The organism is Catenulispora sp. GAS73 (assembly GCF_041262085.1).
Taxonomy (GTDB): Bacteria; Actinomycetota; Actinomycetes; order Streptomycetales; family Catenulisporaceae; genus Catenulispora.
Genome location: NZ_JBGCCM010000005.1, coordinates 67,994 through 94,396 on the forward strand (window position 1 = coordinate 67,994; position 26,403 = coordinate 94,396).

The following is a 26,403-nucleotide window of genomic DNA, read 5'->3' on the forward strand; positions in this document are numbered from 1 at the left end:
GGTAGCAGGGCTCGACGATGCAGACTACCGGCCCGGCCGTGCCGGCTCCGCCATCACGCTGTCATCGGCCACCTCCTCGATCGCGGCCATGCGCACCAGGTCACGCAGCGTTCCGCCACTCTGGACCAGGCCCAACTGGCGCTCCGCACCGGTGCGCCGGACGCGCAGGTTCGCCATCAGCTCCGCGACGAGCTCGACGTCGCCCGCCGCCTCCAGCCCGGGGCGGGCGCGGTCCAGTAGAAGTTGCAGGCAGGCGCTCATCGGGAGGGCGGCGCCCGTCAGGGGACTGATTCCCGGGCCGACGGGGCCGGTGGCGGCCGCCAGGCGATGAGCGCGCTCGACCTGGCCCCGGCCGATCTGCGGGAAGCAGCCGCCGGCGCGGATCTCGGCCAGCAGGGCGGTACCCAGACCGCGGGCCAGGAGGACCATCAGCATGATGACATCGAGGTCCCAGTTGGCATCTGCGACGCGGATCTCCACAGTCGGGACGTGCTCGGAGGGGCGCGCGTACCAGTACATCATCCGGCGATCCAGGATCTTGCCGTCGGACACCCAGGAATCCATCTGCCGGGCATAGACGGACTCGGTGAGGATGGGCGCCGGGCGGGCCTGCGGCCAGGTACCGAAGTCGAAGTAGCGCCACGACAGGCAGCCGCGCTGCCGCCCACCCGCGAACGGCGAGTTCACGCACAGCGCCTGCAGGACCGGCAGCCACGGCCGAAGGTGATTGGTCAGCGCGAGCGCCTCGGACCAAGCGAGCGTCCCGAGGTGGACGTGGCAACCGCTGGGCTCAGCGCGCATGCGATGCAGGACGGACTCGAAGCGGCGCCCGATCTCCCGATAGCGGCCCGTGTCGAACACCGGCAACGGCCAGTCATTCAACACCGCACTCCCGCACGCGACGAGCAGGCACCCCGACGACGCCGCAAAAGCCGCCCCGGTCTGCCGCAGAAACAGCAGCTCGTCGCGCAGATCCGCCGCCGCCATATGCGGCGCGGACACCAGCTCGACCTGACTGGCGAACAACTCCGCCTGAACCCGCTCCCCCAACACCGCCCCAGCATTGGCGACAACCTCACTCCCCCGCGACACCGCCCGCAACGACTCCCTGTCGGCCAGATAGAACTCCTCCTCCACACCGATCGTGAGGACCTGATCAACCGAGATGTGTGACGCAGACACCGAACACCGTCCCTTCCCTGATCATCACGGACGGGCCCGCCCGCACGAAGAACGGCGGAACAACGACACGACACCTCCGCACACGCACCCGAACGCGCACGCACATGTCTGCCCATCTCGTACCATCTCGTACCCCACACAGCTCCCCGCCCGCCCGGAGCGCCGCCCGGACCCAACACCAAAATCAGACCCCTGATGTCAATACGGCCACAGACTCTGGCGGTTCAACGGAATCCGCAGCCGGACGCGGCTCGGAAGCGCCAAATGACGCAACACGCAACTTGGGACGACGCCGGGAGGCATGGGGCGGGAGGGGCGGGTGTGGCGAGAGAGTCCGACCGGACCATGCGGGGTGTTGGTTCTGGGTCCCTCGCCGCGTCGGCGGGCGAAGCCAACCTGCCCGGGCCGGTGGTGTCCAGCCGGACGAAGCAGCACCACAGCAGCAGCGATGCGGCTGGACACCACCGGACCGGGCTGGTTCCGTTTACGGCGACGACGCGGCGAGGGGCCCAGAACCCTGGTGACCACAAGCAGCGACCGCCAGCAGACAGCGCAGCGCAGGCAACAGCGGATAGGAAGCCGACCAGTCGCGGACCGGCGCCCCCAAGCCCGACGCGCGGGTCGCCCCCTCGCTGTAGAGCGCCCGCCGGAGGCCTCAAGGCGCCCACCACGCACGACGATTGCCGCCTACGACATGCGCAGTGACTCGGACCGGCGCGTGGTCTTGCACGCGCAAACCGCCAGCCGCCAACGCGACGCCGCAGAAACCTGAACCGTCGCGCGGTCGTATATGGCGGCATTTTGTTAGGACATTATCGCCCCTTATCGATAGATATAGCACGCGCCACCGACACCAACACCACTGCCGGCGGCCGCCAGCGCGACCTGTGGCGCTCAACCGAACTGCGTCCCCCTGCGAGGCCATCAACCCATGCGCGAAGCCGTAAAAATCGCCTGTCAAACAACAGGCCAGCCGCACATACAGACCAACCTCACCCCAGATCACCCACCAACCACCTCGCCCCGCCCGGCGCCGAAACCCGCAACCAGTCCCCGCTCCAACTCCGGCCCCAGCCCTATCCCCCACTCCAGTTCCAGCCCCCGCTCCAGCCCCGACCCCACCACCAACCCCCACTCACCACCCTCCCACCTCCCCCGCCACCCGCCGCAACTCCCCCACCACCATCCGCACCGCCCGCCGCACCGAACCCTCAGGCCGCTGCAACACATCAATATGCCGCCGCGCCCGCACCCCCGACAGCGGCCGCAGCACCACCCCAGGATGCTCCCGCGTAGTCCAGCGCGGCAGCAACGCGATCACGCCACCCCCAGCCGCAACCAACTCCGCGACGACGCTGAACTCGTTCACCCGATGCACCAACTCCAGCCGCCGCCCGGCAGCCGTCCCGATCGCCTCGACCAGCGGCAGCACCGGGAACCCGTCGTGCACCGACACCCACGGCTCGCCGGCCACGTCGCTCGGCGTCAGCCGGGCCTTGGCCGCCAGGCGGTGCCCGACCGGCAGCGCAATATCCAGCGGCTCGTGCAGCAGCGGCGTAACGGTGACGGTGCGCGGCCACGGCGGCGCGTGGTCGAACCGGTGCGCCAGCACCAGGTCATACTCACGCGTCAGCTTCGGAAACTGCTCCTGCGCGACGTCCTGATCCGCCAGCGCCAGACGCGGCGACCCAGGCTCAGCCAGCGCCCGCAACAGCCTCGGGAAGAACACCAGCGCCGCACTGTGAAACGCCGCGACCGAAACCGTCCCGCCCGGCTCGGCCACGAACTCGTCCACCACCTGCCGAGCCCGAGCCAACGCAGCCTCGACCTCGATCGCCGCATCGGCGAGCGCCTGCCCAGCCGCGGTGAGCGTCAGCCGCCGCCCGGAGCGCTCGGTCAGCGGCACCGGGACGCTGCGTTGCAACAGCCGGAGCTGCTGCGACACCGCCGACGGCGTGACCAGCAGCGCCTCAGCGACAGCCGCAACGCTGCCCAGCTCACCGAGTTCACGCAGGATACGCAACTGGCGTTCGTCCATAACCCGACAGTGTAGAGAAACTTCATGGTTGGTTGAGAATGACGTCCTCGACTACACCATGCGCAGAACCCGACGATTGCCAGGTGACCTCCCCAGCCCCCAGCCACCCCGACCGCCCCAACCACCCCACCGCCCATCACCCCGACCACCGCACCGACGCGACCCTCCTCCTCGTCGCCTTCGTCTGGGGCTCCAGCTACCTCGCCGCGAAGTCGGCAGCCGCAGCGACCTCGGTCCTGGCAGTCCTCCTCGCCCGCTACGCCCTCTCGGCCATCTCCGGCTCAGCCCTGCTGGCCGCACGCCGCGAACTACGCCCGAACCGCGCCGAGCTACGCACCGGCACCATCCTCGGCCTCACTCAAGCTTCCGTATTGATCATCGAGACCTTCGGCGTGGCCCACACCTCCGCCGCCAACGCAGGCCTCATCATCAGCCTGACGATCATCCTCACGCCCCTCCTCGACCGCCGCGGCGCCGCACTCCCCGCGCGCTACTTCGCCGCATCAGGGCTCTGTATCGTCGCCGTCGGCCTATTGATGAGCGGCAGCGGCGGCCTCCACACGCCGAGCGTCGGAGACCTGCTGATGCTGGCCGCCGCAGTGGTCCGCGCGGGCCACGTGGCCCTCGTCGGCCGACTCACCGCCGCCGACGACATCCGGCCGCTCAGCCTGACGATCGTGCAGACCTACGTCGGAACAGCGCTGTTCGTCCTCCCAGCCGCCGCCGACCTACCGAAACTGGCGCACGCCAGCGCAACCACATGGGCCGAGATGGCGTACCTTGCCGTGTTCTGCAGCGTATTCGCCTTCGTGGCGCAGACCTGGGCCGTACGCCGAACCTCAGCCAGCCGCGCAAGCCTGCTGCTCGGCACCGAACCGGTATGGGCCGTGGCCGCCGGTGTCACACTCGGCGGCGAACACCTAGCAGCGCCAGCCATCGCCGGAGCAGCACTGATGCTGGCCGGGACCTACTGGGGCCAGTCCATCGAACGGACCCACCGGACCCACCGCGCCCACCGGACCCGCCAACCTCACCGCGCCCGCATCGCCGACAGCACAGACGCCGTCAACTGCACCGGATGCGAACTCACCGGCATCAAACACTCCTGCGCACTACACGCGGCATAGCTGACCAGCACCTGCGCTGTTCCGTGAGCATCCACATCCACCGGCAGTTCAGTAGTCACCGGGCCGTCGGGATAGACCGGAAACGTCACGTCAGTACCCTGCATCGACAGCATCCGCACCGGCGACTCAGCCGTCAGCGGACCCCGACTACGCAGCGCCCCGCCGACCTCCACCCGCGTCGGCCGGCCCAGACCCTGAATACCGTCGGCTGGCAGGCCCACGCTATACAGGTGGAACCCGGGACGCTGCGGCGTGAACGTGGTCAGCAGCTTCGAGCCGTCCGGCGACAGATGCATCGCGACGTTGACGCCCTGGTCGGTGAAGCCCACGTCGGAGGCGTGCCGGTGCACAGTCGCGGCGAACGCCAGCGCAGCGAGCACCGGCACGCCGGACAGCGCGGTGAGCGTCAGAACGCTGGACGCCTTCATCGCGCCCACTGATTCAGCCACGCCGCCAGGCCCGCCTCGTCGTACTTCGGCTGGCCGACGTGCGCCGAGTCGGCGCGGACGGTCCCGTCGGGGTTCAGCACCACCAGCAGCGGCATCCCGAACGTGCCCAATGCGGCGTACTGCGTGGCCAGCGCCATATGCTGCGGGTCGGAGTTGCCCAGGTCGATGTGCACGACGTGGTAATACTGCGCAAGGACGGCCTGCGCCTTCGGCGTGTGCATCGCCCTGTCCAGCGCCCGGCATGCGGTGCACCAGTTGGCGCCGAAGTCGAGCAGGACGGCCTTGCCGTCCATGTGCGCGGCGGCGACCGCGTCCACGATCTGTGCCGTCGCCGAGGCGGTCGGGTCGTAGGCGAGGTTCGGGTCCTGAGCGTGCGGGTCCTGTGCCGACGGCGGAGCCGGCGCCGGACGCGGCGAGGCGGGGACCAGCGCCGGGGCCGCGGGCGCGGCGGCCGGACGCGGCGCGGCGGCGTGCGGGTGCGCCGACTGCGGGGCGACGTCGGTGGTGCTGGAGGGGATGAGCACCGGGGCGCCGACGGGCCCGAGGCCTGCGGCGTTGGCCGTGGTACCGGGCGCGGCGGCGGTAGTGCCGAGAGCGCCAGGAGCACCGCCAGGAGCGGCAGCGCGTGCGCCCGGGGCCGCCTGCTGGTTCTGCCCCTGCCCCTGTCCCTGAGGCTGCCCCTGAGGCTGCCCCTGCGCCGCCGCCGGAGCCACCGCGACCGGCGCGGCATGCACCCGCCCCGCGTGCCCCTCGGCCTGCGCACTCAGCGGCTGCGAGGCTGCGGCCGGCTCCCGTCCCCGATCGGTGGCCGAACACGCGGCCAGCCCGAAGGTGGCCGACGCCACGGCGACCATTGACACGCACTTGCGCACGACTGCTCCCGATTCACTAGCGGATGGCCGGAATCTAGCCAACGCGGCCCGCCAAACCGCAGAACCGGCAGCGTGGCGCGCCCTTTTTCACCCGCCGGGCGCTCGCCGCCCCGAACCGCCCCAGCGAGCGCGGCGCCGCGCCAGCGGGCAGACTGCTGTCATGCCCGAACTGCCGGAGGTCCAGGCGCTGGCCGCGTTCCTGGACGAGCACCTCGCCGGACACGCCGTCGCGGCGGCCACGCCGGTCGCGATCCACGCGCTCAAGACGTACGACCCGCCGCTGTCGGCCCTGGAGGGCCAGGTGGTCAGCGGAGTGGGCCGGCATGGGAAGTTCCTCGACATCAGCGCCGGCGACCTGCACCTGGTCCTGCACCTGGCGCGCGCCGGCTGGGTCCGCTGGCAGGAGGAGCTGCCGACGGCGCCGCCGAGGCCCGGCAAGGGGCCGCTGGCGCTGCGCGTACGCATGGACGAGCCGGCCGGCAGCGGCATCGACGTGACCGAGTACGGCACGAAGAAGGGGCTGGCGGTCTACGTCGTCCGCGACCCGAACGACGTCCCGGGCATCGCGCGCCTGGGCATCGACCCGCTCTCGGCGGAATTCACCGTCGACGTCCTGCGCGGCCTGCTGGACGGCGAGCGCCGCCAGATCAAGGGCGTCCTGCGCGACCAGAGCGTCCTGGCCGGCATCGGCAACGCCTACTCCGACGAGATCCTGCACGCCGCCCGCATGTCCCCGTACAAGCTGGCGGCCAAGCTGACCCCCGAAGAAGTCGCCAACCTCTACGAAGTCACCCTCAGCACCCTCACCGACGCCGTCGAACGCTCCCGCGGCCTACCGATGAAGGACCTGAAGGCGGAGAAGAAGTCAGGCCTCCGCGTCCACGGCCGCACCGGCGAGAAGTGCCCGGTCTGCGGCGACACCATCCGCGAGGTCTCCTTCGCCGACTCCTCGCTGCAGTACTGCCCGACTTGCCAGACCGGCGGCAAGCCGCTGGCCGACCGGCGGCTCTCGCGACTGCTGAAGTGAGGGTCTGACGCGGCGGGGCTCAAAGCGGCGGGGCTCAAAGCTGCCCGACTCAGCGCGGTAGGGACTTGCCGCACTTGCTGCGTGCCGTCAGATACGCGCAGCGCATGTGAATCGCCTTGTCGAGTTCGGCCAACGTGCGGTCGAAGAACTCGCGGCGGTACACCGCGTCGGTCAGCGCCGTGATCGCGAAGTACAGCGCGCTCAGCCCTGCCAGCAGCACCGCGACGTGCAGCAACTCGCTGCTGACGGCCGGGATCCGGATCCCCCACAGGTGTGCGTCCGGCGGCACGTGGCCGAACCAGTCCTTGAGCACCTCCGGCCGGATCGCGATGGCGCCGAAGACCACATAGAAGAAGAACACCGTCCAGCTGAGCAGGCTGATCTGGATGGTCTGGGTGAGCACCAGGTACATGAACATGTTGCGGCGCTGCCCCAGGCCCAGCGCCGGGTCCGTGGCCAGTTCCTGCTCGGTCTCGGCGAGCGAGGCCAAGGGCGTGGCCACGCAGCTGGCTCGTATCCGCTCCGGTGTGCAGGCGCTGGGCAGGGTGACGAACTCCTCGGGCAGCCGCGCGATCAGGAACGCCTGGATCAACATGATGAAGAACGCCGAGGTCACCCACAGCCAGCCGGAGGTCAGGGCCGCCGAGATGAGCCAGAAGTCGCGGGTGAAGAAGATGACCATGCCGAACAGCGCCAGCAGCGGCAGCGCGCGCACGGCCAGGTGGCCGACCTCGCGGACCTCGGCGAACACCCGGCGCACCGACCAGAAGCCGATCATCGTCGTGAGCCGCGTCAGCCGGATCGCCGCCGCGAACGGCCGCAGGAAGGCGGGCAGGCCGGCGACGTAGTAGTGCTCTTCGACGAAGTGCGGCACGCCGTTGCGGACGAACCAGCGCTCTGCCGCGGCGACCGCGGCATCGGCGGTGTCGGCCGAACCGGGCCCGGGGTCAGCGCCAGACTCGGAACCGGAAGCCGCACCCGCGCTCGCGTCCGTATTCGTCATCAGGGTTCGATCATAATCGCCTCTCAGTCCAGCCGGAACATCACTTCCTCGATCTCCTCCCCGCGCGCCTCGGCGAACGCCCGCTCCTCCCCCACGCGCTTGAACCCGTTCTTCTCCAGCACCCGCATCGACGCCGCGTTGTCATACGCCGCCGAGGCGAACACCGGCCGCACCGCCAGCTGCTCCAGCACCGCCGCCAGCGCCGCACCGGCCAGGCCGCGGCCCCAGAACTCGCGCCGGATCCAGTACGTCACGTCGATCTCCTCCCCCAGCGGGAAGGACGCCGCGCTGCCGACGACCTCGCCGTCGAGCTCCACCACGACGCGCACGATCCGGTCGTCGGCCAGCAGCCGGCGGTGCTTGGCCAGATACGCCTCGCGATCGTTCGCGGTGCTCGTGAACGCCGCCATCTGCTGGCCCTCGGCGTCACACTGGATCTCGAACAGCACCGGCAGGTCGCTCTCGCGCATCTCGCGGAAGACGGGTTCGCTCATGGAAAAAGACTATTGCGACCTACTGACAACAAATCGCTGCCACCGCCCCTGACCCAGGTCGCGCCGCCCGCACCGGAGCGCCCGGCGGCGGTTTGGAGCGGCACCGCTCGGAAACGTGAACTCCATGGGGACCCAAAACGCCGCTCCACTGCGCCTGACCGACTTCCGCGACCTCGCGGCCGGCCACGTCACCCGCCCGGTGTGGGACTTCGTCGACGGCGGTTCCGGCGACGAGCGCACCCTGGCCGCCAACACCTCCGCCTATGACCGCCACCGTCTGCGCCCCCGCGTCCTCACCGACGTCGACAAGATCGACACCCGCACCGCCCTGTTCGGGACCGCCCTGGCGACCCCGGTCGGGCTGGCCCCGATCGCCTACCACCGCCTGCTGCACCCCGAAGGCGAGGCCGCCACCGTCCGCGGCGCGGGCCGGGCCGGGGCGCTGACGGTCGTCGGCATCTTCGCCAGCCGCACCCTGGAGGACATCGCCGAGGCCGCGACCGGCCCGCTGTGGTTGCAGCTGTACTGGCTGCGGCAGCGCGCCGTCCTGGAGCAGCTGATCGAGCGCGCCGAGGCCGGCGGCTACGAGGCGTTCGTGGTGACCCTGGACGCCAAGCGCATCGGGCAGCGGCTGCGCGACATGCGCAACGGCTTCACCCTGCCCGAGGGGGTCGCGGCCGTGAACGTCGACCCGGCGGTGATGGCCGAGGCGCACCGGGCCCACGAGGCGGACTCGGCGATCTCCGCGCACGCCGAGATCTCCTTCGACCGCACCCTGACCTGGGAAGACCTGGCCTGGATGCGCGGCCGGACGGCCAAGCCGATCCTGCTCAAGGGAGTGCTCACCGCCGAGGACGCGCGGCTGGCCGCCGAGCACGGCGTGGACGGCATCGTGGTGTCCAACCACGGCGGCCGCCAGCTCGACAACGCGGTGGCGAGCATCGACGCGCTCGAAGAATGCGTCGAGGCCGTCTCCGGCTCGATGCCGGTCCTCGTCGACGGCGGCATCCGGCGCGGCACCGATGTGTTCACGGCGCTGGCGCTGGGGGCCGACGCGGTGCTGATCGGCCGGCCGTTCCTGTGGGGGCTGGCCGCGGACGGGGCCGACGGCGTCGAGGCCGTCCTGCGGATGGCCACCTCCGAACTCGAACACACCATGACCCTGATGGGCACCGCGACCCTGGCCGACATCGACCGCTCGGCGGTGCGGCCATGACCGACCGGATCCGCGTGTGGATCATCGACACCGACACCACCCCGGACACCGCCGAGCGCTACGAGCGGCTGCTCGACGAGGGCGAGTTCGCGCACGCCGCCGACTTCCTGCGCGAGCGCGACCGGCACCGCTACCTGGTGGCGCACGGCGCGCGCCGCGTGATCCTCGGCCGCGAGCTGGACGTCGAGCCGCAGACCCTGGCCTTCGCCGCCGACGCCAACGGCAAGCCCGCCCTGGCCGACGGCGGCCCGCACATCAGCCTGGCGCACGACGGCGCGCTGGCGCTGCTGGCGGTGGCGGCGAACCGCGAGGTCGGCGTGGACGTCCGGCAGCTGACCGAGAGCCTGGACCCGGTGGACATGTCGGAGCGGTACTTCCTGCCGTTCGAGGCCCGCTACGTCGCCGGCGGCCAGGACCTGCTGGAGCAGACCGACCGCTACGCGCGCCTGTGGACCCGCAAGGAGGCGGTGGCGAAGGTGGCCGGCGGCCTGGGCTGGGCGAACACGAAGGCGGCGGTGTTACAGCGGGACCTGGTGGCGTGCGTGGAGCCGGCCAGCTCGCACCGGCACCGGGTGGCGCCGGTGGCGGTGCCGAGCGGGTACCGGGCGGCGGTCGCGATGTTCGGGGAGGCCCCGTTCCAGGTGGAGGTGCGGACCTACGAAGAGTGAGCCGAGGTGCGGCGCAGGCTTGTAAAGGTTTCTTTAGAAAGCTATCTTTAGATGCATGACCGGCTCAGAGCACGATGACGTCCTGCATCTGAACGACCCCCAGGCCATCCGCGCCTACGCACACCGCACGCGGATGCACCTGGTGGGACTGCTGCGCACCGAGGGCCCGCTGACCGCGACCCGCGCCGCCGAGCTGACCGGCGAGTCGGTGGCCAGCTGCAGCTACCACCTGCGCATGCTCGCGAAGTACGGCGTGGTCGAGGAAGTGCCCGGGCCCGGACGGCAGAAGCCGTGGCGGGCCACGGCGCAGTACACGAACATCCCGAGCACCTCGGCGGACCCGGCGGTCCGAGCCGCGTGGAGCGAAGCCCGGACGTTCTTCACGCAGTTCTACTTCGAGGAGGTGGCCCGGGCCCAGAGGACGGCCCACGAACTGCCCGCGGAATGGCAGGAGGCCGAGGAATTCGGCGACCGCCTGCTCTACCTGACAGCCGCCGAGCTCGCCGAGCTCTCCGAGGCGATCAGCGCCCTGACCGACCGCTTCGCCGACCGCAACACCCGGCCCGAGCTGCGGCCCGAGGGTGCGGAGCTGGTGCAGATGCTGCGGATCGCGTTCCGGAAGGATCGGGGGCCGGTTTCCGGGACCGACGCCGAGACCGAGGCCGACACTGAACCCAGCGGCGACGAGGCACAGGACGGTCGGTCATGATCGGCGCGGCATCGGCGGTCAACACTGCACTCATCCGGCCACCAGCCGGCGCACTCGCCACCGCCAAGCCCACCGCCGCGCCCGCCAGCATCTCGAAGTCCGCCGGCATCCTGAAGTCCGGCAGCCCCTCGTGACCGCCGCCGCCGAAGCGCCCCCCGAGGGCGCGATATCCCGCCTGGTCCCGTCCGCCCTCCAGCACCGCGTCCCCGCGGTCCTGCGCCGCCGCGACTTCCGCCGCTTCTGGCTCGGGCACAGCGTGTCGCTCATCGGCGACGAGGTGCATCGCATCGCGATGCCGCTGGCGGCTGTGCTCCTGTTCGGTGCGGGCGCGACCGCGATGGCGTGGCTCACCGCCGCGCCGATGATTCCCGCGCTGCTGCTGTCGATTCCGGCCGGTATCTGGGTGGATCGGCGGCGGAGTCGGCGGCTGATCATGCTGTTCGCCGACCTCGGGCGGTTCCTGGCCGTGCTGTCGGTGCCGGTCGCCTATGCCTTCGGCGTGCTGAGTCTGGCGCAGCTGATCGTCGCCGAGCTCGTGGTCGGGACGCTCGCCGTGCTCTTCAGCATCTCCGACAACACCCTGTTCGCGGCCATGGTCCCGAATGCCGAGCTGATGCAGGCCTCCTCGCTCAGCAACGGCAGTCGTGCCTTCGCCTACGTCTCCGGGCCCAGCCTCGGCGGCCTGGCGGTGCAGCTCCTGACCGCGCCGTTCGCGCTGGTCGCCGACGCGGCGAGCTACCTGGCCTCGGCCGTGGCGCTGAGCCGGATCTCGCCGACCGAGCCGGTGCCGGACCGCGAGGTCAAAGGCGGCTTCCTGGACGGCCTGCGCTGGATCGTCGCGACGCCCGGCATCAGGGCCCTGCAAGGCGCCGTCGGCACGGTCAACTTCTTCGACTTCATCTTCCAGGCCCTGTTCATCCTCTACGCGACCAAGCACCTCCACATCAACGCCGGCCTGCTCGGCCTGGCCCTCGGCGCCGGCGCGGTCGGCGGCCTGGTCGGCGCGGCGCTGACCAGCCGCGTCGTGGCGCGCATCGGCATCGGCATGGGCATGACGCTCGGCTTCCTCGGCTTCGCCGCGCCGCACATCCTGGTCGTGCTCGCCTCGGGCCCGAAGGCACTGATCGTGCTGACGCTGTTCGTGTACGAATTCCTGTCCGGCCTCGGCGTCATGGTCCTGGACATCTGCGGCAACGCCTACATCACCGCCGTCATGCCCGACGACCTGCGCTCCCGCATCTCCGGCGTGCTACAGACCATCAACTACGGCATCCGCCCCCTCGGCGCGCTGACCGGCGGCTGGCTGGCCACGACCGTGGGGATCCGCACCGCCCTGGGGATCTCCACGATCGGAGCCTGTTGCAGCGTCCTGTTCCTCCTCGGCTCGCCGCTGCGCAAGCTGCGCGAACTACCCAGCTGAAGCCGACGAGGCCGACGACGAGGCCGACGACGAGGAAGCCGAGGAAGCCGTCGACGAAGCAGGCGCAGCAACCGGAGCCACCGCCGGCGCACTGAACACCGGCTGCGGCGGCCGCGCCGGAAGACCGCCGTTCGCCCGAGCCTCACAGAACGCCTCGATCAGCGCCGGATGCACCGGCCCGTTGGAAGCCACCAGATCCGCATCCCCGGGATGCCACTCCAACCCGGCATACGTCGTCGCCTTCCCCCCGGCCTCCCGCACCAACAGCACCCCGGCGGCCCAGTCCCACGGCCCGCACCGCTGCTCCCAGTAGCAGTCCAGCCGCCCGGCGGCGACCCACGCCAAGTCGATCGCCGCACTCCCGGTCCGCCGCACGTCCCGCGACTGCCGGAACACCGAGGAGAACTCCGCGAGGTTGTCGTCGGTGTCGAAGGACCGGGTCGGCGGGAAGCCGGTGGCCAGCACCGCCCGGTCCAGCCGCCGCACCGGCGAGACCCGCAGCCGACGCCGCCCCTCGTAGGCGCCGCGTCCGGCCTCGGCCCAGTAGATGCGGCGCCGCGCCACGTCGGCCACCACGCCCAAGGCGAGCCGCTGCCCGTCCCAGAACGCGATCGAGCAGGCGCAGTGCGGGATCCCGCGCACGAAATTCGTCGTGCCGTCCACGGGATCGACGAACCACGTCGGCCGCGACGGATCCATCTCGGCCAGCCCGCCGCCCTCCTCGCCGACGATGGCGTGCTCGGGATGGGTGGCCTTCAGCCAGGAGCGACGGATCCATCTCGGCCAGCCCGCCGCCCTCCTCGCCGACGATGGCGTGCTCGGGATGGGTGGCCTTCAGCCAGGACCGGATCAGCCGCTCGACCCGCAGGTCGGTGGCGGTGACCAGGTCCGCGGACGAGGCCTTGAAGCGCAGCCGCCGAGGCGCGGCCGAGCGGCGGATCAGGGTGGCGGCCTCCCGGGCGACGCGGATCGCGCCGAGGGTGGCGGGGCGGGGCAGCGGCATGGCAAGGTCCCTCAGAGTCCTTCGATCAACCGTTTTCGTCGAGCGCTTCAGCCGGCGCCGGACCGGCCTGCGATTCCGTCGATACCGGAGCGGCATGTGTTTGAGCCGGTTCCGGACCGTCCTGCGATTCAGCCGGGGCCGGAACGGCCCGCAGATCAGACGGTGCCGACCCGGCCTGAGGTTCCGTCGGAGCGGCGATCCCTGGTATCCGCTCAAGCTCATGCCCCAGCGTCTCCAGCTCCGCCCCACCCGACATCAACCGCACCAGCTCGTCCCGCCCGATCTCGTCCTTGGCGAAATCCCCGAGCAGCCGGCCCCGGTTCAGCACCACGAACCGGTCCCCCACCGGATGCGCGTGGTGCGGGTTGTGGGTGATGAACACGACGCCGAGCCCGCGTTCGCGCGCCTGCACTACCCGACGCAGCACGACCCCGGCCTGTTTCACCCCGAGCGCGGACGTCGGCTCGTCCAGAATCAGCACCCTGGCCCCGAAGTGCACAGCGCGCGCGATCGCCACTGACTGCCGCTCCCCGCCGGACAACGTCCCGACCGGCTGGTCCGGGTCCCGCAGGTCGATGCCCATCGCCGCCAGCGCCTCGCGGGTACCGGCCCGGGCCGCGCGGGCATCGAAGCGCCGCCACGGCCCCCACCCCTTCGTCGGCTCCGAACCCAGGTAGAAGTTCCGCCAGATCGCCATCAGCGGCACCATCGCCAGGTCCTGGAAGACCGTGGCGATACCCGCGGACAGAGCATCGCGGGGGCTGTGGAACCTCACCGCCGCACCGTCGACGCGTACCTCGCCCTCATCCGGTGCGAACACGCCCGACAGGATCTTGATGAGCGTCGACTTGCCGGCGCCGTTGTCCCCCAGCACGCACGTCACCTGCCCGGCGCGCACCGACAGCGACACCTCGCTCAAGGCGCGCACGTTTCCGAAGTACTTACCGACGCCGTCGGCCTCCAGCAGCATGGTCATCGGCGCGCCCTCATCGCTCTCCGGTGAGTCAGGGTGTTGACGGCGACGGCCAGGAACAGGATCGCCCCGAGGAACGTGAAGTCCCACGAGCTGTCCCACCCGGAGTAGATGACGCCCTGCAACGCCATCCCGATGATGCAAGCCCCCAACGCCGCCCCGAGCGCCGAGCCGTGCCCGCCGGTGAGCAGGCACCCGCCGACCACCGCGGCGATGATGTAGTAGAACTCGTATCCCACGCCCTGCTCGGACACCGCGGTGTTGCTCTGCAGGAACGAGATGACGCCGACCAGCGCGGCGGCCGTCGAGGTCCCCATGAACAGCAGGACCTTCGTCCGCCGCACCGGCACACCGACCTTGCGGGCGGCGTCCGCGTCGCCGCCGACGGCGAACACCCAGTTCCCGAACCGGGTCCGGCCCAGCAGCCACACGGCGACCGCCGTGACGCCGACGAACCACAGGATCGCGTCCTGATATCCGGCGGGCAGACCGTTGCTGTGTGCGAAGGAACCGCCGAAGACGTCCTTGGCGCTCTTCAGCCCCGGATGATCGGTGCCGGTCAGGCCGATGCTGGTGCTGCCGTGGTTCACCTTCAGCACGCCGCCGACCGACAGGCCGCGGAACACGAAGTACGTCGCGAGCGTGACAATGAAGCTCGGCAGCCCCGACCGCGTGACGACGATCCCGTTGACCGCCCCGATCGCCGCTCCGAAGGCGAACGTCACCGCCACCGCGGCCCAGGCGTTCCAGTGCTCGTTCCCGACCAGCAGCGCCATGATGATGGCGCAGAACCCGGTCATCCCGCCGGTCGACAGGTCGAACTCGCCGCCGATCATCAGCAGCCCGACCGGCACCGCCATGATCCCGAAGAACGCCGCCTGCTGCGCCCAGGCCTGGAAGCCGGTCTGCGTCAGCCACAGGTGCTGCGGGGTGCTGTCGGTGACGGCGAACACCACGAAAACCGCGACCGCGCCGAGCAGCGCCCCGAGCGCCGGGCGTCGCAGGGCCCTGGTGAGCACGCCGGCCTCGGCGCCTCGGCCCTCGGCCGCCCCGACGTCGGCCTCGGGCGGGTCGCCGGGCGGCGGCCCGGCCTCCCCGGGCCCGGCCACCGCGACGTCGGCGCTGGTCATCAGTCGTCTCCGGCCGCGATCGCGGCGGCCACCGACTTGATGTTCGTGCTGTCGACGAGCTTGGGCCCGCTGGCCACGGTGGTGCCGCCGCCGACCGCGTTGCCCTCGTGCTTGGCGTACAGGTACAGGAACTCCACCGGCAGGTAGCCCTGCAGGTACTGCTGCTGGTCCACGGCGAAGTCCAGGGTCGGCGGCGAGGCCTGCAGGTCGTTCTGCACGTCGCTGGACAGGTCGAAGGTGGCGATCTTGACGTTCGCCGGCTTGGCCACCACCAGCGCCTGGCCGATCGCGTTGTTCAGCGTCATCACGGCGTTGACACCGGGGTGCGACTGGAGATAGGCGGTGACCTGGCCGACGGCCTGCTGCGGGTTGGAGGCGGCGTTCGGCGTGGACAGGATCAGCTCCGTGCACGCCGGGCCGGAGGCCGGGGCCGACGAGGTCGAGCACTGCTGCCCGACGCCCAGGCCCTGCGCGATGCCGTTGCAGCGGTCCAGCAGGTTCTGCCCGGACTGGTGGATCACGCACAGCACGTTGGTCGCGCCCTCTTTGGCGAACCGCTGCCCGGCCTGCTTGCCGGCCAGCTGCTCGGGCTGCCCGACGCAGGTCAGGGCCTTGGCGGCGGCGATGTCGGCGTCGTCGCAGCCGGCGTTGACCAGGACCACCGGGATCCCGGCGTCGGAAGCGGCGGCCAGCGAGGAGTTCATCACGCTCGGCGCGTGGTCGGAGACGATGATGCCGTTGACCTTGGCGTTGATCGCGTTCTGGATCTGCGCGTTCTCGGCGTTGTCGTCCGGCTGGGCCTGGCCCTGCTGCTGGGAACCGTAGGTCTCGGACAGCTTGCAGCCGGTGTCCTTGGCCGCGTCCTTGGCGCCCTTGTAGACCACGCTCCAGAAGTTGCCGTTGTCGCCGTGCGTGATGACGGCGAAGGTGTAGGGGCAGGAGCCGGAGGCGGCCCCGGTCTTGGACGATCCGGACGAGCTCGACGAACAGCCGGCGAGCAGGAGCAGGGCGGCCAGCGCCGCGGTCAGCAGCCGGCCGAATCCAGTTGTCTTGAGTCCAGGTTTCTGAAGACGTCTCCTCGGTGCCATACGTGCTGCCTCCACATCAGTTTGTGGTGTTACAGGTACGGGCGTTGAACTTTCTTCGCCTCCTCATACCCCGTTCTGGCCGCGCGAGTGGATTCCAGCTCTGACACCTGCGCGACCGGGACGTCCCACCAGGCGCCGCTGTCGGGCGCGCCGGCCAGGGGGTCGGTCCGGACGTGCACGACCGTGATGCGGTCGGCTTTCTTGGCGCGCGCCAGCGCCGCGGTGAACTCCTCCAGGTCGGCGGCGCGCTCGACGTCGGCGCCGAGGCTGGCGGCGTTGGCGGCCAGGTCGACCGGGAGCGGACCGCCGTCCAGGCGCCCGGAGGCGGCGCGGCGGTAGCGGTAGGCGGTGCCGAAGCGCTGGGCGCCGACGGATTCGGACAGGGCGCCGATGGAGGCGTAGCCGCTGTTGTCGACCAGGACCACGATCAGCTTCACACCCTCGGCGACGGCGGTCGCGATCTCCTGCGCGAGCATCAGATACGAGCCGTCGCCGACCAGCACGTAGACCTCGCGTTCGGGCGCGGCGAGCTTCACGCCGAGGCCGCCGGCGATCTCGTAGCCCATGCAGGAGTAGCCGTACTCGACGTGGTACGACTTCGGGTCGCCGGCGGTGCGCCAGAGTTTGTGCAGGTCGCCGGGCATGGAGCCGGCGGCGCAGACCACGACGTCGCCGACGTCGACCGCGTCGTTGACGGCCGCGATGACCTCGATCTGGGAGGGCAGGGGGACGTTGCCGAAGCGGTACGCGGCCTGGACTGTCGCCGCCCATTCGGCGCGTGCGTCGGCGATCTCGGTCTGGTACGCGGCGTCCGTGGACCAGCCTTCGAGCTCGCCAACCAGGTCTTCGAGTGCTGATTTCGCATCGGCGACCACTGCGACGCCGTTGTGCTTGGCGGCGTCGAACGCGGCGATGTTGATCGTGACGAAGCCGACGTCCGGGTCGGCGAAGGCGGTGCGCGAGGCGGTGGTGAAGTCGGAGAAGCGGGTGGCGACGCCGATGACGAGATCGGCCCGGGCGGCGATGAGGTTCGCGGCCCGGGTTCCGGTCGCGCCGATCGCGCCGAGGGCGAGCGGGTCGTCTTCGGGCATGGCGCCTCGGCCGGCCTGGGTCTCGGCGACCGGGATGCCGGCAGAGCGGGCCAGGGCGCGCAGCGTGTCAGTGGCCTGCGAATAGGTGACGCCGCCGCCGGCGACGACGAGGGGGCGTCGGGCGTTCTTGATCGCCGCGGCCGCACGGCCGATGCTCGCGAGGTCGGCGCGGGGGCGGGGAACGTGCCAGAGGCGGTGCTGGAACAGCTCCTCGGGCCAGTCCCACGCTTCGGCCTGCACGTCCTGCGGCAGCGCGAGGGTCACGGCACCGGTGTCGGCGGGGTCGGTCAGGACCCGCATGGCGGCCAGGAGCGCCGCCGGCAGCTGCTCGGGGCGGTTGACACGGTCGAAGTAGCGGGAGACCGGGCGCAGGGTGTCGTTGACGGAGACGTCGAGGCTGCGCGGGTCTTCGAGTTCCTGCAGGACCGGGTTGGCCGTGCGGGTCGCGAAGACGTCGCCGGGCAGCAGCAGGACCGGGAGGCGGTTGACGGTGGCCAGGGCCGCGCCGGTGACGAGGTTGGTGGCGCCGGGGCCGACGGAGGTGGTGCAGGCATAGGTGGACAGGCGGTCGCGCATGCGGGCGAAGGCGGCGGCGGTGTGGACCATGGCCTGCTCGTTGCGGGCTTGGCGGTATGGCAGCAGGGTCGGGTCCTGGAGTTCCAGGCCCAGGAGGGCTTCGCCGAGGCCTGCGACGTTGCCGTGGCCGAAGATGCCGAAGACGCCTTCGATGAGGCGGTGCTCGGTGCCGTCGCGTTCGGTGTGCTGGACCGCGAGGAAGCGCACCAGGGCTTGGGCCACGGTCAGGCGGCGGGTGCTCATTCGCGTGCCCCGGGCTTCACCAGCGCGGTGGCGGTGTCCACGGCGGCGGCGACGTCGCCGTCCGGCGGGTAAAGCAGGGCTCTGCCGACGACCAGACCGTGGACGCCTTCCAGCGCCAGCGCCTTCTCCCAGGCCGCGTACGTCTCCTGGGGCGCGCCGTCGGGGTCGCCGCCGAGGAGCAGGACGGGGAGCGTGGTGGCGGCCAGGACGCGTTCCATCTCCTCCACGACCGGCAGCTTGAGCCAGGTGTAGGCGCTGGTCGAGCCGAGGCCTCCGGCGATGGCGCAGGCGCGGACCACGGCGGCGGCGGTGAGGTCGTTGCGCAGCCGGCCGTCCCCGGCGCGCGCCGCCATGAACGGCTCGATCATCGCCACCAGCCGACGTGTGGCGAGCTCGGAGACGGCGCGTCCGCACGCTTCCAACGTCGAGACGGTGTCCGGGTCGCCGAGGTCGATGCGCAGCAGCATCTTGCCGCCGTCCAGATTCGCGGCGGCGATCCCGGCGGCGTCGTAGGCGGTGAAGCGGTCGTCGAGCTCTGAGACGGACCCGGCCAGCCCGCCCCGGTTCATCGACCCGACCACGACCCGGTCGTCCAGCGCCCCGAGCAACAGCAGGTCCTCGACGATGTCCGGCGTGGCGAGCACCCCGTCGACCCCCGGCCGCGCCAGCGCCACGACCAACCGCTCCAGCAGCTCCCTGCGATCCCCCATCGCCAGCGGATCGTTCCGCACACCGAGCGCCCCCCGCGCCGGATGATCAGCGGCGATGAGCATCAGCCGACCCCCAGCATCGACCAGCGGACGCCGCCGCCGAGCCGCGGCCGCGGCCGCGATGGCCTCCGGCTCCGCCACCCGCACCTGCCGCAACCGCCGCAGCTCCCCGACCTCAATCATGAACGACCTCCGCGATCGGTAGGGGGTGCGGGACGGAGACAACGGACACACACGCCGGCCCGGCGCCACACCGCCGAGCCGGCCGACTGGTATTCGGTGCGATGGTGGAGCTGACCGCGGAAGAAGCGCGGCCGGTTGCGACACCGGGACCGGCCGCTCGCCGACCCTGCGTAGGACTCTGCCTCCGCCCGCACCGAAAAGCTGTTTGCTGCCAGCTGAAAGAACCGATCCGCGCTGCCGGCCCGGCGATGCCGCACCGATGCGCCGCGCCGGCCGCCCCCTCACCCATCCCCGGCCTCCAGCGCGGCCAGCACCTCGCCGGTCTCCGGCATCGCCGTCGAGCACTCGATCCGCGCGGCGACCAGCGCGCCCGCGGTGTTCGCGAAGCGCAGTGTCTGCTCCAGCGGCCAGCGTTCCAGCAGTCCGTGGCACAGGGCGCCGCCGAACGCGTCGCCGGCGCCGAGGCCGTTCAGCACCTTCACTGGCGGCGCCGGTATCTCCAAGGTCTGATCCGCCGTGCGCGCCAGCACGCCGTCCGCGCCGAGCTTCACCACCACCAGCTCCGGCCCCAGGCCCAGCAGCGCCTCGGCCGCCAGGTGCGGGTCGCGCTCCCCCACCGCCGTGTGGCACTCCTCGACGTTCCCGACCGCGACCGTGACGCTCGGCAGCGCCGTCCGTGCCGCGCGGCCCGCCGCCATGCCCGACTCCCAGAACTGCGGCCGGTAGTCCAAGTCCAGAATCGTGTGCGCCCGGCGAGAGCGCGCCTGCCACGCCGCGTGGTGCGCCGAGCGGCTCGGCTCGGCCGACAGGCCGGTCAGCGTCGCCCAGAAGACGCCCGCCTCGGCGATCGCGTCCAGGTCCAGCTCGTCCGGGGCGATCATCAGGTCGGGGGCCTTGGGCCAGCGGTAGAAGTAGATCGGGAACTCGTCCGGCGGGAACATCTCGCAGAACGTCACCGGCGTGGGCAGGCCCTCGACCTCCGCCACGAACGCGTCGTCGACTCCGAACCCGCGGATCGCGCGCCGTACGAAGCGTCCGAACGGGTCCGCGCCGACCCGGGTCACCACCGCGACCCGGCGCCCGTGCCGCGCGGCGGCGACCGCGACGTTCGTGGCGCTGCCGCCCAGGAACTTCCCGAACGTCTCCACGTCCTCCAGCCCCACGCCGACCTGCAGCGGATACACGTCCACCCCGACCCGGCCCATCGTGACGACGTCGTAGGTCATGCCAGGGCCTCCAGGTAGGCGACGCACGCCCGCACGTCGGCAGCCGGGCCGGCGCCGGGCGCCGGCTCAGCCTCCAGGACCGTGTCCTGCTCCACCACGTACCAGCCCTGATATTCGTTCCCTTCCAAGGCGGATACGACTCCTGCGATGTTCGCGTCCCCGGCGCCCAGCGGCCGGTACATCCCGGCCCGCACCGCGTCGTAGTACGTCAGCTCCCCGGCGCGCACCCGCTCGGCCAGGGCCGCGTCCACGTCCTTCAGGTGCGTGTGCACGATCCGGTCCGCCGCCCGCGACGCGAGCGAGGCCGGATCCCCGCCGCCGATCAGCAGATGTCCGGTGTCCAGACACAGCGGCGTGTCCGAGGACTCCAGCAGCCGCTCCACGTCCTCGCCGGTCTCGATCATCGTCCCGACGTGCGGATGCAGACACGTGCGGATCCCCAGCCCGACGGCCCGCGCCCGGATCCGGTCCAGGTTCTGGAACAGCAGCCGCCAGCCCTCGACGTCCAGCACCGGCCGCGAGTCGTAGCCGTCGGAGCCGGTCGCGGCGGCCAGCACCAGCAGATCCGCCCCGGCCGCGGTGAACCCGGCCAGCGCCTCGGCCACAGCAGGCCACGGATCGCGGCCCGGCTCGTGCAGCACCGCCGGCACGAACCCGCCGACCGCGAGGAGCTGATGCTCCTTCAGCAGCGAGCGCCGCTCGTGCGGGTCCTCGGGCAGGAACCCGTCCGGCCCGAACTCCGTGGCCCGCAACCCGGCCTCGGCCATCTCCGTCAGCACCCGCTCGGCCGTCAGCTGGTGGCCCCAGCCCGGCACCTCGCACACGCCCCACGAGATCGGGGCCCCGGCGATCCGGTCCGCGATCACCGCCGCACCTCCGCGATCGTCACCGGCCGGTTCTCGGCCCGCGACAGGTCGCAGGCCTCGGCGACGTACAACGCTTCCAACGCGTCGCCCACCGGGCAGGGGCTCTCGATGCGGCCCTTCGCGAACTCCACAAACGCCTCCAGCTCGCCGACGTAGGCCTGGCGGAAGCGCTCCAGGAAGCCGGCGTGCGCCGGGCCCTTCGGCCACATGCCATCGCCGTCGCCTACCGGCCGCAGCGGCAGCCCGTCGTCGTACCCGGCCCCGACGCTGCCCCGGGAGCCCTGCACGTCCAACGTCACCGCGTAGCCCGCGCCGTGATACCGAGTCGCCGTCACCACCGCCAACGCGCCGTCGTCCAGTCGCAACACAGCCGCCGCGGTATCAGCGTCCCCGAACTCGGCGAAGAACGCCTCACCCCGATCCGAACCGGAGGCGAACACCGAGACCACCTCACGTCCGGTCACCCAGCGGATCGCGTCGAAATCGTGGACGCTGCAATCCCGGAAGATGCCGCCGGAGGTCGCGATGTACCCGGCCGGAGGCGGGAACGGATCGCAGGTCTGCGCGCGCAGCGTGTGCACGCGGCCCAGCGTCCCGGCGCGCACCGCGGCGCGCGCCGCCGCGTACCCGGCGTCGAAACGCCGCTGGAATCCGATCTGCACGCGACCGCCGTACTTGTCGACGCTCTTGATGACCTCCAGCGTCTTCGCGCTGTTCTCGGCGACCGGTTTCTCGCAGAACACCGGCACCCCGGCGGCGACGCCGCGCTCGATCAGCTCGGCGTGGCTGCCGGTGGGGGTGGCGACGACCAGGGCGTCCAGCTCGGTGCGCAGCAGCGAGTCGATGTCCGGGGCCCAGCGCACGCCCAGGCTCCCGGCCAGCGCCTCGGCCCGGCCGGACTGCACGTCGGCGACCACCACCTCGACGTCCGCCAGCCCGTGCAGCGTCCTGGCGTGCAGCGCCCCGATGCGCCCGACGCCGACCAGCCCCAACAGTGTCATGCCAGCCTCCGTCGCTACGGGTGCCTGTGGTGACCACTTGCTCGGAGCTTCCTGCGGACCGGGCAGCCGGTCAACCGAATGTTATGACATTTTAACGTCCGGACACATTGTCATCATGGCCTTGACACCCGTCAGACGGCCGGCGGTCCCAGGCGCACCGGCAGCGCCGACACCCCGCGGAACAGTCGGCTGTGCTCCCAGCGCAGCTCCTCCACCGGCCCGGCCAACTCAAGGTATGGATACGCGCGCAGCAGTTCGTCGAACGCCACGCGCCCCTCCAGCCGCGCCAGCGGAGCGCCGAGGCAGTGGTGCAGGCCGTAGCCGAACGTCAGGTGCGACGGCTCCGAGCGGTCGGCGCCGCGGCCGGGGCGGTAGACGGCCGGATCGCGGTAACGGCGCTGGTCACGGCTGACGGCGCTGAAGTGCACGACCACCGGCTCGCCGGCCTGGATCCGCACGCCGCCGATCTCCACATCGACCAGCGGATAACGCGGAAACACCGCCTTAACCGGCGGGTCCAGCCGCAGGAACTCCTCGACCGCCGCCGGCAGCAGCGCTGGATCTTTGCGCAGCGCGGCCAGCCGCTCGGGGTCCGAGAGCAGCATGATGGCGCCGTTGCCGATCAGGTTGACCGTGGTCTCATATCCGGCGCCGAGCAGCAGGAACAGCAACGACAGCAGCTCGGGCTCGTCGAGCGCGTCGCCCTCGTCCCGGGCCCGGATCAGGCCGTCGACGAGGGTGCCTTCGTGGGAGATGTCCAGCGGCGCGTCGCCGAGATGCGCACGGCGCTGCGCCACCAGCCCGGCCAGCAGCTGCCCGACCCGGCGCCCCGCCTCGGTGGCCAGCTCCACGTGGCGCTCGTCGGCGTGCAGGTAGGTGTCGGCCCAGTGCCGGAAGTCGGGGCGCTCGGCGGGGTCGATGCCGAGCAGCTCGGCGATCACCGTGATCGGCAGGGGCAGGGCGTAGGCGGACATGAGGTCGACCTCGCGGTCCCCATCGCTGGGGAAGGCCGCGATCAGGTCCCGCGCGATCTGGCGGATCCACGGCTCCAGCGCGGCCACGCGGCGCGGCGTGAACGTCTGCTGCACCAGCCCGCGCAGCCGCGTGTGGTCCGGCGGGTCCAAGCGGCCCATGTGCGACTGCAACCCGCGATCAGCCGCGCCGGTCCAGAACACCGACCGCGCCGCCGCCCCGGCGTTCTTGATCCCGTCGTTGCTCATCTGCGGCGAGGACATGACGAACAGCGCCTCGTCGTACCCGGTGACCAGCCACACCGGCAAGCCGTCCAGCACGACGCGCGCCACCGGCCCGCTCTCGGCGATCGGGGCCAGCAGGGCATAGGGATCGCGCGCGTACTCGGGGTCCGACGTGTTCAGTACAGGGAGATCCGACATAATCAGAATTCTGACTCGCAAGGCGCGCCGAGTCACGCTGGCGCGCGGGCGGCGGACGACGATCCTCGCCTAGGCTCCTGCTTCATGACCGCCCGCCACACCCCCGAAGACCTGGCCGCCGCCAACGGCCGCACGATCGAGGACGTCATCGCCCCGGACCTGAACATCCTGTTCTGCGGCATCAACCCCGGGCTCCTCTCGGCCCTGACCGGCCACCACTTCGCCCGCCCCGGCAACAGGTTCTGGCCGACCCTGCACCGCTCCGGCTTCACCCCGCGCCAACTGGCCCCCGCCGACCAGCAGCAGCTCCTCGACTGGGGCCTGGGCATCACCAACGTCGTGGCGCGCGCCACCGCCGGCGCCGCCGAGCTGCGCCCCGAGGAGTACCGCAGCGGCGGCGAGGTGCTGCGGGCGAAGGTCGAGGAGTTCCGGCCGCGGTGGCTGGCGGTCGTGGGGATCGGCGCGTACCGGATCGCGTTCGACGCGCCGAAGGCCGTGATGGGGCGGCAGGATCGCATGGTCGGCAAGACCGGGCTGTGGGTGCTGCCCAATCCGAGCGGCCTGAACGCGCACTACAACCTGGACTCCCTCGCCGCGGCCTATAGCGAGCTGCGGGAGGCGGTGCGGCCGGCGGGATCGGCGGGGTCATAAAGTCGCTGGCATGCACACCGAAGAAGAGGCGGCCGGGTTGGCCGCGGCACGCCGGATGTTCGACGCGGACAAGGCCTCGGCGGGGTTGGGGATCGAGCTGGTCGAGCTGGCGCCTGGGCTGGCCGTGGCGCGGATGCGGGTGGCCGCGTCGATGCTGAACGGGCACGCGATCGGGCACGGCGGGTACGTGTTCCTGCTCGCCGACACCGCTTTCGCGCTGGCGTGCAACAGTCACGGGCCGGCGACGGTCGCGGCCGGGGCGGACGTCAGCTTTCTGGCGCCGGTGGCCGAGGGGGACGTGCTGACGGCGCGGGCGGTCGAGCGGGTGGTGTTCGGGCGGAGCGGGATCTACGACGTGACGGTGACGCGCGGCGGTTCGGGGGCCGTGAACGGGGCGGCTGAGGCGGCTGAGGCAGGTGGGGCACCCGAGGAGATCGTCGCGGAGTTCCGCGGGCGGAGCCGGGTCATCGGTGGTCGCTGACGGCCGTGGGTGGCCGGAGATAGTCGCTCGATGGTCGTTGACCTTTCAAGCAGGTGTCGGCAATATGCCTGTAACCCAGATCACATCTGTCTGTCACAGTCAGGAGCCGCCGATGTCCGTCGCCGACCGGGACCGGGTGGTGTTCGAGCAGTACGCCGACGAACTCGGGCGCGAGCTGTCCGGGGCCTGGCGGCGGGAGCGGGCCCGGTGCGTGATGTGCCGGGCCGCGAGCGCGGTGTTCCTGAGTTACGCGCGGGCCGGGTTGACGATGGTGGGGATCAGTCCGCTGGCGGTCAAGCCGCGTACGAAGGTGCCGCCCAGCGGCGAGTGAGTGGTGATCGCCGCGTCCCGATAGGGTGCCGCCCATGAGCACCGCCGAGGGACGCCACGCCGATCTGCTGCTCGCGGTCGACGGCGGCAACAGCAAGACCGACGTGCGCCTGGTCCGGGCGGACGGCACGCCGGTGCGCCGGGCGATCGGCGGGCCGTTCCGGCCGCAGGCGCTGGGCGTGCCGGCGGCGATGGCCGTGCTGGACGGGCTGGTGGCGCAGGTGCTGTCGGGGGACGGCGAGCAGCTGTCGCTCGACGGCGCCGACAGCGATGGCAGCGATAGCAGCAATGGCGACAGCGGAGCCGGCAGTGACAGCCGCGAGCCGGTCCCGCTCGGCCCCGTCAGCCGGGTCCGCGGCATCGCCGCCTTCCTGGCCGGCGCCGACCTCCCGGAGGAGATCGCCACCCTCCAGGCCGAGGTCGAGGCGCGCGGCTGGGCCGACGAGGTCTACGTCGCCAACGACACCTTCGCCGTCCTCTACGCCGGCTCGCCGCGCCGGCAGGGCGTCGCAGTCGTCTGCGGCACCGGCATCAACTGCGTGGCGGTCGCCCCCGACGGCCGCACCGCGACGTTCCCGGGCCTGGGCTGGGAGTCCGGCGACTGGGGCGGCGGCGGGGACCTGGGACGCGCGGCGCTGTGGTGGGCGGTGCGCGCCGAGGACGGCCGCGGCCCGGCGACCGCGCTGCTCGACGCGGTCACCTCGCATTTCGGACGCCCAAACGCCCTGGACGTGGTCCTGGCCATCCACCGCGGCCAGGAGTCCGACCGCCGCCTGGCCGAACTGGCGCCCGCGGTGTTCGCGGCCGCCGACGCCGGCGACGAGATCGCGGGCTGGCTGATCGACGTCCTGGCCGACGAGATCGCGGGCATGGCCGCCTCGGCCGCCCGCCGGCTGGACCTGGAGGCGCCGGACGTGCTGCTCGGCGGCTCGGTCGCCGCGGCAGGACATCCCAGGTTGCTGGCGCGTGTCCGGGAACGCGCCCCCGGCCCGATCACCGTGGTCACCGACGCACCGGTCGTCGGCGCGGTGCGCTACGGGGTGGGACGCTGGGGCACCGACGCGCCGATCCCGGCCTGAGGCATAGCCGGGAAATCAGGCTCCGGTGATTCGCGCTGTCGACAGCAGCGCGAATCACCGGAGCTCGAAAGGGTCGCAGATCGACCTGAAAAACACGTTAAGAGCGGCGGCCAGGCGTCATCCGTGGACGTGCGCGCCATTCGTGCGTTGAGAAACACGCGTTCGGTAAGCAC

General features: G+C 71.5%; 27 protein-coding genes and 1 pseudogene. 11 read left to right on the top strand and 17 right to left on the bottom strand.

Going from position 1 to position 26,403, the window contains the following annotated elements:
• Positions 1 to 24: 24 nt before the first annotated feature.
• Both ABH935_RS08980 and ABH935_RS08985 read right to left on the bottom strand, forming a co-directional pair.
• Entirely contained in the window at positions 25 to 1,137 is a 1,113-nt protein-coding gene (locus tag ABH935_RS08980) for a glutamate-cysteine ligase family protein (protein WP_370377340.1), read from the bottom strand.
• 1,180 nt (positions 1,138 to 2,317) lie between these two features.
• Positions 2,318 to 3,220, bottom strand: coding sequence for a LysR family transcriptional regulator (locus tag ABH935_RS08985; RefSeq protein ID WP_370377341.1), 903 nt, complete (start codon positions 3,218 to 3,220; stop codon positions 2,318 to 2,320).
• An 83-nt stretch (positions 3,221 to 3,303) separates the two neighbouring features.
• Here ABH935_RS08985 and ABH935_RS08990 point away from each other — a divergent pair, with 83 nt between their 5' ends.
• The gene (locus ABH935_RS08990) at positions 3,304 to 4,347 is read left to right on the top strand and encodes a DMT family transporter (RefSeq protein WP_370377342.1); all 1,044 of its coding nucleotides are present in this window, start codon (positions 3,304 to 3,306) and stop codon (positions 4,345 to 4,347) included.
• Here the strand turns inward: ABH935_RS08990 and ABH935_RS08995 are convergent.
• Positions 4,251 to 4,796, bottom strand: coding sequence for a hypothetical protein (locus ABH935_RS08995; RefSeq protein WP_370377343.1), 546 nt, complete (start codon positions 4,794 to 4,796; stop codon positions 4,251 to 4,253). The genes ABH935_RS08990 and ABH935_RS08995 overlap by 97 nt on opposite strands.
• Positions 4,772 to 5,641 (bottom strand): thioredoxin family protein, encoded by an 870-nt coding sequence (locus tag ABH935_RS09000; RefSeq protein WP_370377344.1) that lies wholly within the window; start codon positions 5,639 to 5,641, stop codon positions 4,772 to 4,774. The genes ABH935_RS08995 and ABH935_RS09000 overlap by 25 nt, the downstream gene beginning before the upstream one ends.
• Before the next feature lie 187 nt (positions 5,642 to 5,828).
• Between ABH935_RS09000 and ABH935_RS09005 the strand changes: the two genes are divergently transcribed.
• A complete protein-coding gene (locus tag ABH935_RS09005; protein WP_370377345.1) occupies positions 5,829 to 6,695 on the top strand; it encodes an Fpg/Nei family DNA glycosylase in 867 nt (288 codons plus the stop codon).
• A 49-nt stretch (positions 6,696 to 6,744) separates the two neighbouring features.
• Here the strand turns inward: ABH935_RS09005 and ABH935_RS09010 are convergent, their stop codons facing one another.
• Both ABH935_RS09010 and ABH935_RS09015 read right to left on the bottom strand, forming a co-directional pair.
• A complete protein-coding gene (locus tag ABH935_RS09010; RefSeq protein ID WP_370377346.1) occupies positions 6,745 to 7,698 on the bottom strand; it encodes a hypothetical protein in 954 nt (317 codons plus the stop codon).
• A gap of 23 nt (positions 7,699 to 7,721) precedes the next feature.
• Positions 7,722 to 8,192: a GNAT family N-acetyltransferase gene (locus ABH935_RS09015; RefSeq protein WP_370377347.1), complete on the bottom strand. Its 471-nt coding sequence runs from the start codon at positions 8,190 to 8,192 to the stop codon at positions 7,722 to 7,724.
• A 124-nt stretch (positions 8,193 to 8,316) separates the two neighbouring features.
• Between ABH935_RS09015 and ABH935_RS09020 the strand changes: the two genes are divergently transcribed.
• From ABH935_RS09020 to ABH935_RS09040, 5 genes are read left to right on the top strand one after another with little or no spacing between them, the layout of a single operon-like run.
• On the top strand, positions 8,317 to 9,408 hold the full coding sequence (locus ABH935_RS09020) for an alpha-hydroxy acid oxidase (RefSeq protein WP_370377348.1): 1,092 nt from the start codon (positions 8,317 to 8,319) through the stop codon (positions 9,406 to 9,408).
• The gene (locus ABH935_RS09025) at positions 9,405 to 10,076 is read left to right on the top strand and encodes a 4'-phosphopantetheinyl transferase superfamily protein (protein WP_370377349.1); all 672 of its coding nucleotides are present in this window, start codon (positions 9,405 to 9,407) and stop codon (positions 10,074 to 10,076) included. Before ABH935_RS09020 ends, ABH935_RS09025 begins: the two co-directional genes overlap by 4 nt.
• A 55-nt stretch (positions 10,077 to 10,131) precedes the next feature.
• Entirely contained in the window at positions 10,132 to 10,785 is a 654-nt protein-coding gene (locus tag ABH935_RS09030) for a helix-turn-helix domain-containing protein (RefSeq protein ID WP_370377350.1), read from the top strand.
• On the top strand, positions 10,782 to 10,919 hold the full coding sequence (locus tag ABH935_RS09035) for a hypothetical protein (protein ID WP_370377351.1): 138 nt from the start codon (positions 10,782 to 10,784) through the stop codon (positions 10,917 to 10,919). Before ABH935_RS09030 ends, ABH935_RS09035 begins: the two co-directional genes overlap by 4 nt.
• Positions 10,916 to 12,205, top strand: coding sequence for an MFS transporter (locus tag ABH935_RS09040; RefSeq protein WP_370377352.1), 1,290 nt, complete (start codon positions 10,916 to 10,918; stop codon positions 12,203 to 12,205). The genes ABH935_RS09035 and ABH935_RS09040 overlap by 4 nt, the downstream gene beginning before the upstream one ends.
• Here ABH935_RS09040 and ABH935_RS09045 read toward each other — a convergent pair.
• The 11 genes and pseudogenes from ABH935_RS09045 to ABH935_RS09095 all read right to left on the bottom strand — a co-directional run bounded on the left by ABH935_RS09045 (position 12,194) and on the right by ABH935_RS09095 (position 23,689).
• Entirely contained in the window at positions 12,194 to 12,904 is a 711-nt protein-coding gene (locus tag ABH935_RS09045; RefSeq protein WP_370377353.1) for an inositol monophosphatase family protein, read from the bottom strand. The genes ABH935_RS09040 and ABH935_RS09045 overlap by 12 nt on opposite strands.
• Positions 12,905 to 13,043: 139 nt before the next feature.
• Positions 13,044 to 13,304: pseudogene (locus tag ABH935_RS09050) on the bottom strand (hypothetical protein); the annotation flags it as partial.
• Positions 13,234 to 14,184 (bottom strand): ATP-binding cassette domain-containing protein, encoded by a 951-nt coding sequence (locus ABH935_RS09055; protein ID WP_370377354.1) that lies wholly within the window; start codon positions 14,182 to 14,184, stop codon positions 13,234 to 13,236. The gene ABH935_RS09055 and the pseudogene ABH935_RS09050, both read right to left, overlap by 71 nt.
• Positions 14,181 to 15,311 (bottom strand): ABC transporter permease, encoded by a 1,131-nt coding sequence (locus ABH935_RS09060; protein WP_370377355.1) that lies wholly within the window; start codon positions 15,309 to 15,311, stop codon positions 14,181 to 14,183. Before ABH935_RS09060 ends, ABH935_RS09055 begins: the two co-directional genes overlap by 4 nt.
• Positions 15,311 to 16,399 (bottom strand): substrate-binding domain-containing protein, encoded by a 1,089-nt coding sequence (locus ABH935_RS09065; RefSeq protein WP_370377356.1) that lies wholly within the window; start codon positions 16,397 to 16,399, stop codon positions 15,311 to 15,313. The genes ABH935_RS09060 and ABH935_RS09065 overlap by 1 nt, the downstream gene beginning before the upstream one ends.
• A 29-nt stretch (positions 16,400 to 16,428) precedes the next feature.
• Positions 16,429 to 18,309 (bottom strand): 3D-(3,5/4)-trihydroxycyclohexane-1,2-dione acylhydrolase (decyclizing), encoded by a 1,881-nt coding sequence (gene iolD, locus ABH935_RS09070; protein ID WP_370377357.1) that lies wholly within the window; start codon positions 18,307 to 18,309, stop codon positions 16,429 to 16,431.
• The gene (locus ABH935_RS09075; protein WP_370377358.1) at positions 18,306 to 19,202 is read right to left on the bottom strand and encodes a deoxyribose-phosphate aldolase; all 897 of its coding nucleotides are present in this window, start codon (positions 19,200 to 19,202) and stop codon (positions 18,306 to 18,308) included. The genes iolD and ABH935_RS09075 overlap by 4 nt, the downstream gene beginning before the upstream one ends.
• A 281-nt stretch (positions 19,203 to 19,483) precedes the next feature.
• On the bottom strand, positions 19,484 to 20,428 hold the full coding sequence (gene iolC, locus ABH935_RS09080; RefSeq protein ID WP_370377359.1) for a 5-dehydro-2-deoxygluconokinase: 945 nt from the start codon (positions 20,426 to 20,428) through the stop codon (positions 19,484 to 19,486).
• A complete protein-coding gene (locus tag ABH935_RS09085; protein ID WP_370377360.1) occupies positions 20,425 to 21,294 on the bottom strand; it encodes a sugar phosphate isomerase/epimerase family protein in 870 nt (289 codons plus the stop codon). The genes iolC and ABH935_RS09085 overlap by 4 nt, the downstream gene beginning before the upstream one ends.
• Positions 21,291 to 22,295, bottom strand: a complete 1,005-nt coding sequence (locus ABH935_RS09090) for a Gfo/Idh/MocA family oxidoreductase (RefSeq protein ID WP_370377361.1) — start codon at positions 22,293 to 22,295, stop codon at positions 21,291 to 21,293. Before ABH935_RS09090 ends, ABH935_RS09085 begins: the two co-directional genes overlap by 4 nt.
• A 131-nt stretch (positions 22,296 to 22,426) precedes the next feature.
• Entirely contained in the window at positions 22,427 to 23,689 is a 1,263-nt protein-coding gene (locus tag ABH935_RS09095; RefSeq protein ID WP_370377362.1) for a cytochrome P450, read from the bottom strand.
• Positions 23,690 to 23,773: 84 nt separating this feature from the next.
• Between ABH935_RS09095 and mug the strand changes: the two genes are divergently transcribed.
• From mug to ABH935_RS09115, 4 genes are all read left to right on the top strand, one after another.
• Positions 23,774 to 24,340, top strand: a complete 567-nt coding sequence (gene mug, locus ABH935_RS09100; RefSeq protein WP_370377363.1) for a G/U mismatch-specific DNA glycosylase — start codon at positions 23,774 to 23,776, stop codon at positions 24,338 to 24,340.
• Positions 24,341 to 24,350: 10 nt separating this feature from the next.
• On the top strand, positions 24,351 to 24,821 hold the full coding sequence (paaI, locus tag ABH935_RS09105) for a hydroxyphenylacetyl-CoA thioesterase PaaI (protein WP_370377364.1): 471 nt from the start codon (positions 24,351 to 24,353) through the stop codon (positions 24,819 to 24,821).
• 112 nt (positions 24,822 to 24,933) lie between these two features.
• Positions 24,934 to 25,152 carry a hypothetical protein gene (locus ABH935_RS09110; protein ID WP_370377365.1) on the top strand — a complete coding sequence of 73 codons (219 nt, stop codon included), beginning with the start codon at positions 24,934 to 24,936 and terminating at the stop codon, positions 25,150 to 25,152.
• 34 nt (positions 25,153 to 25,186) lie between these two features.
• The gene (locus tag ABH935_RS09115; protein ID WP_370377366.1) at positions 25,187 to 26,230 is read left to right on the top strand and encodes an N-acetylglucosamine kinase; all 1,044 of its coding nucleotides are present in this window, start codon (positions 25,187 to 25,189) and stop codon (positions 26,228 to 26,230) included.
• The last annotated feature ends 173 nt before the right edge of the window (positions 26,231 to 26,403 follow it).

Excerpts from the sequence above, each read along its gene's own strand:
- iolD (WP_370377357.1), bottom strand. The coding sequence starts at position 18,309 with ATGAGCACCCGCCGCCTGACCGTGGCCCAAGCCCTGGTGCGCTTCCTC.
- mug (WP_370377363.1), top strand. The coding sequence starts at position 23,774 with ATGACCGCCCGCCACACCCCCGAAGACCTGGCCGCCGCCAACGGCCGC.
- ABH935_RS09015 (WP_370377347.1), bottom strand. The coding sequence starts at position 8,192 with ATGAGCGAACCCGTCTTCCGCGAGATGCGCGAGAGCGACCTGCCGGTG.
- ABH935_RS09095 (WP_370377362.1), bottom strand. The coding sequence starts at position 23,689 with ATGTCGGATCTCCCTGTACTGAACACGTCGGACCCCGAGTACGCGCGC.
- ABH935_RS09110 (WP_370377365.1), top strand. The coding sequence starts at position 24,934 with ATGTCCGTCGCCGACCGGGACCGGGTGGTGTTCGAGCAGTACGCCGAC.
- ABH935_RS08985 (WP_370377341.1), bottom strand. The coding sequence starts at position 3,220 with ATGGACGAACGCCAGTTGCGTATCCTGCGTGAACTCGGTGAGCTGGGC.
- ABH935_RS09060 (WP_370377355.1), bottom strand. The coding sequence starts at position 15,311 with ATGACCAGCGCCGACGTCGCGGTGGCCGGGCCCGGGGAGGCCGGGCCG.
- ABH935_RS09055 (WP_370377354.1), bottom strand. The coding sequence starts at position 14,184 with ATGACCATGCTGCTGGAGGCCGACGGCGTCGGTAAGTACTTCGGAAAC.
- ABH935_RS09065 (WP_370377356.1), bottom strand. The coding sequence starts at position 16,399 with ATGGCACCGAGGAGACGTCTTCAGAAACCTGGACTCAAGACAACTGGA.
- ABH935_RS09005 (WP_370377345.1), top strand. The coding sequence starts at position 5,829 with ATGCCCGAACTGCCGGAGGTCCAGGCGCTGGCCGCGTTCCTGGACGAG.
- ABH935_RS09030 (WP_370377350.1), top strand. The coding sequence starts at position 10,132 with ATGACCGGCTCAGAGCACGATGACGTCCTGCATCTGAACGACCCCCAG.
- ABH935_RS09035 (WP_370377351.1), top strand. The coding sequence starts at position 10,782 with ATGATCGGCGCGGCATCGGCGGTCAACACTGCACTCATCCGGCCACCA.
- ABH935_RS09090 (WP_370377361.1), bottom strand. The coding sequence starts at position 22,295 with ATGACACTGTTGGGGCTGGTCGGCGTCGGGCGCATCGGGGCGCTGCAC.
- ABH935_RS09115 (WP_370377366.1), top strand. The coding sequence starts at position 25,187 with ATGAGCACCGCCGAGGGACGCCACGCCGATCTGCTGCTCGCGGTCGAC.
- ABH935_RS09075 (WP_370377358.1), bottom strand. The coding sequence starts at position 19,202 with ATGATTGAGGTCGGGGAGCTGCGGCGGTTGCGGCAGGTGCGGGTGGCG.
- ABH935_RS09025 (WP_370377349.1), top strand. The coding sequence starts at position 9,405 with ATGACCGACCGGATCCGCGTGTGGATCATCGACACCGACACCACCCCG.
- iolC (WP_370377359.1), bottom strand. The coding sequence starts at position 20,428 with ATGACCTACGACGTCGTCACGATGGGCCGGGTCGGGGTGGACGTGTAT.
- ABH935_RS09010 (WP_370377346.1), bottom strand. The coding sequence starts at position 7,698 with ATGACGAATACGGACGCGAGCGCGGGTGCGGCTTCCGGTTCCGAGTCT.
- ABH935_RS09020 (WP_370377348.1), top strand. The coding sequence starts at position 8,317 with ATGGGGACCCAAAACGCCGCTCCACTGCGCCTGACCGACTTCCGCGAC.
- ABH935_RS09045 (WP_370377353.1), bottom strand. The coding sequence starts at position 12,904 with ATGGATCCGTCGCGGCCGACGTGGTTCGTCGATCCCGTGGACGGCACG.
- paaI (WP_370377364.1), top strand. The coding sequence starts at position 24,351 with ATGCACACCGAAGAAGAGGCGGCCGGGTTGGCCGCGGCACGCCGGATG.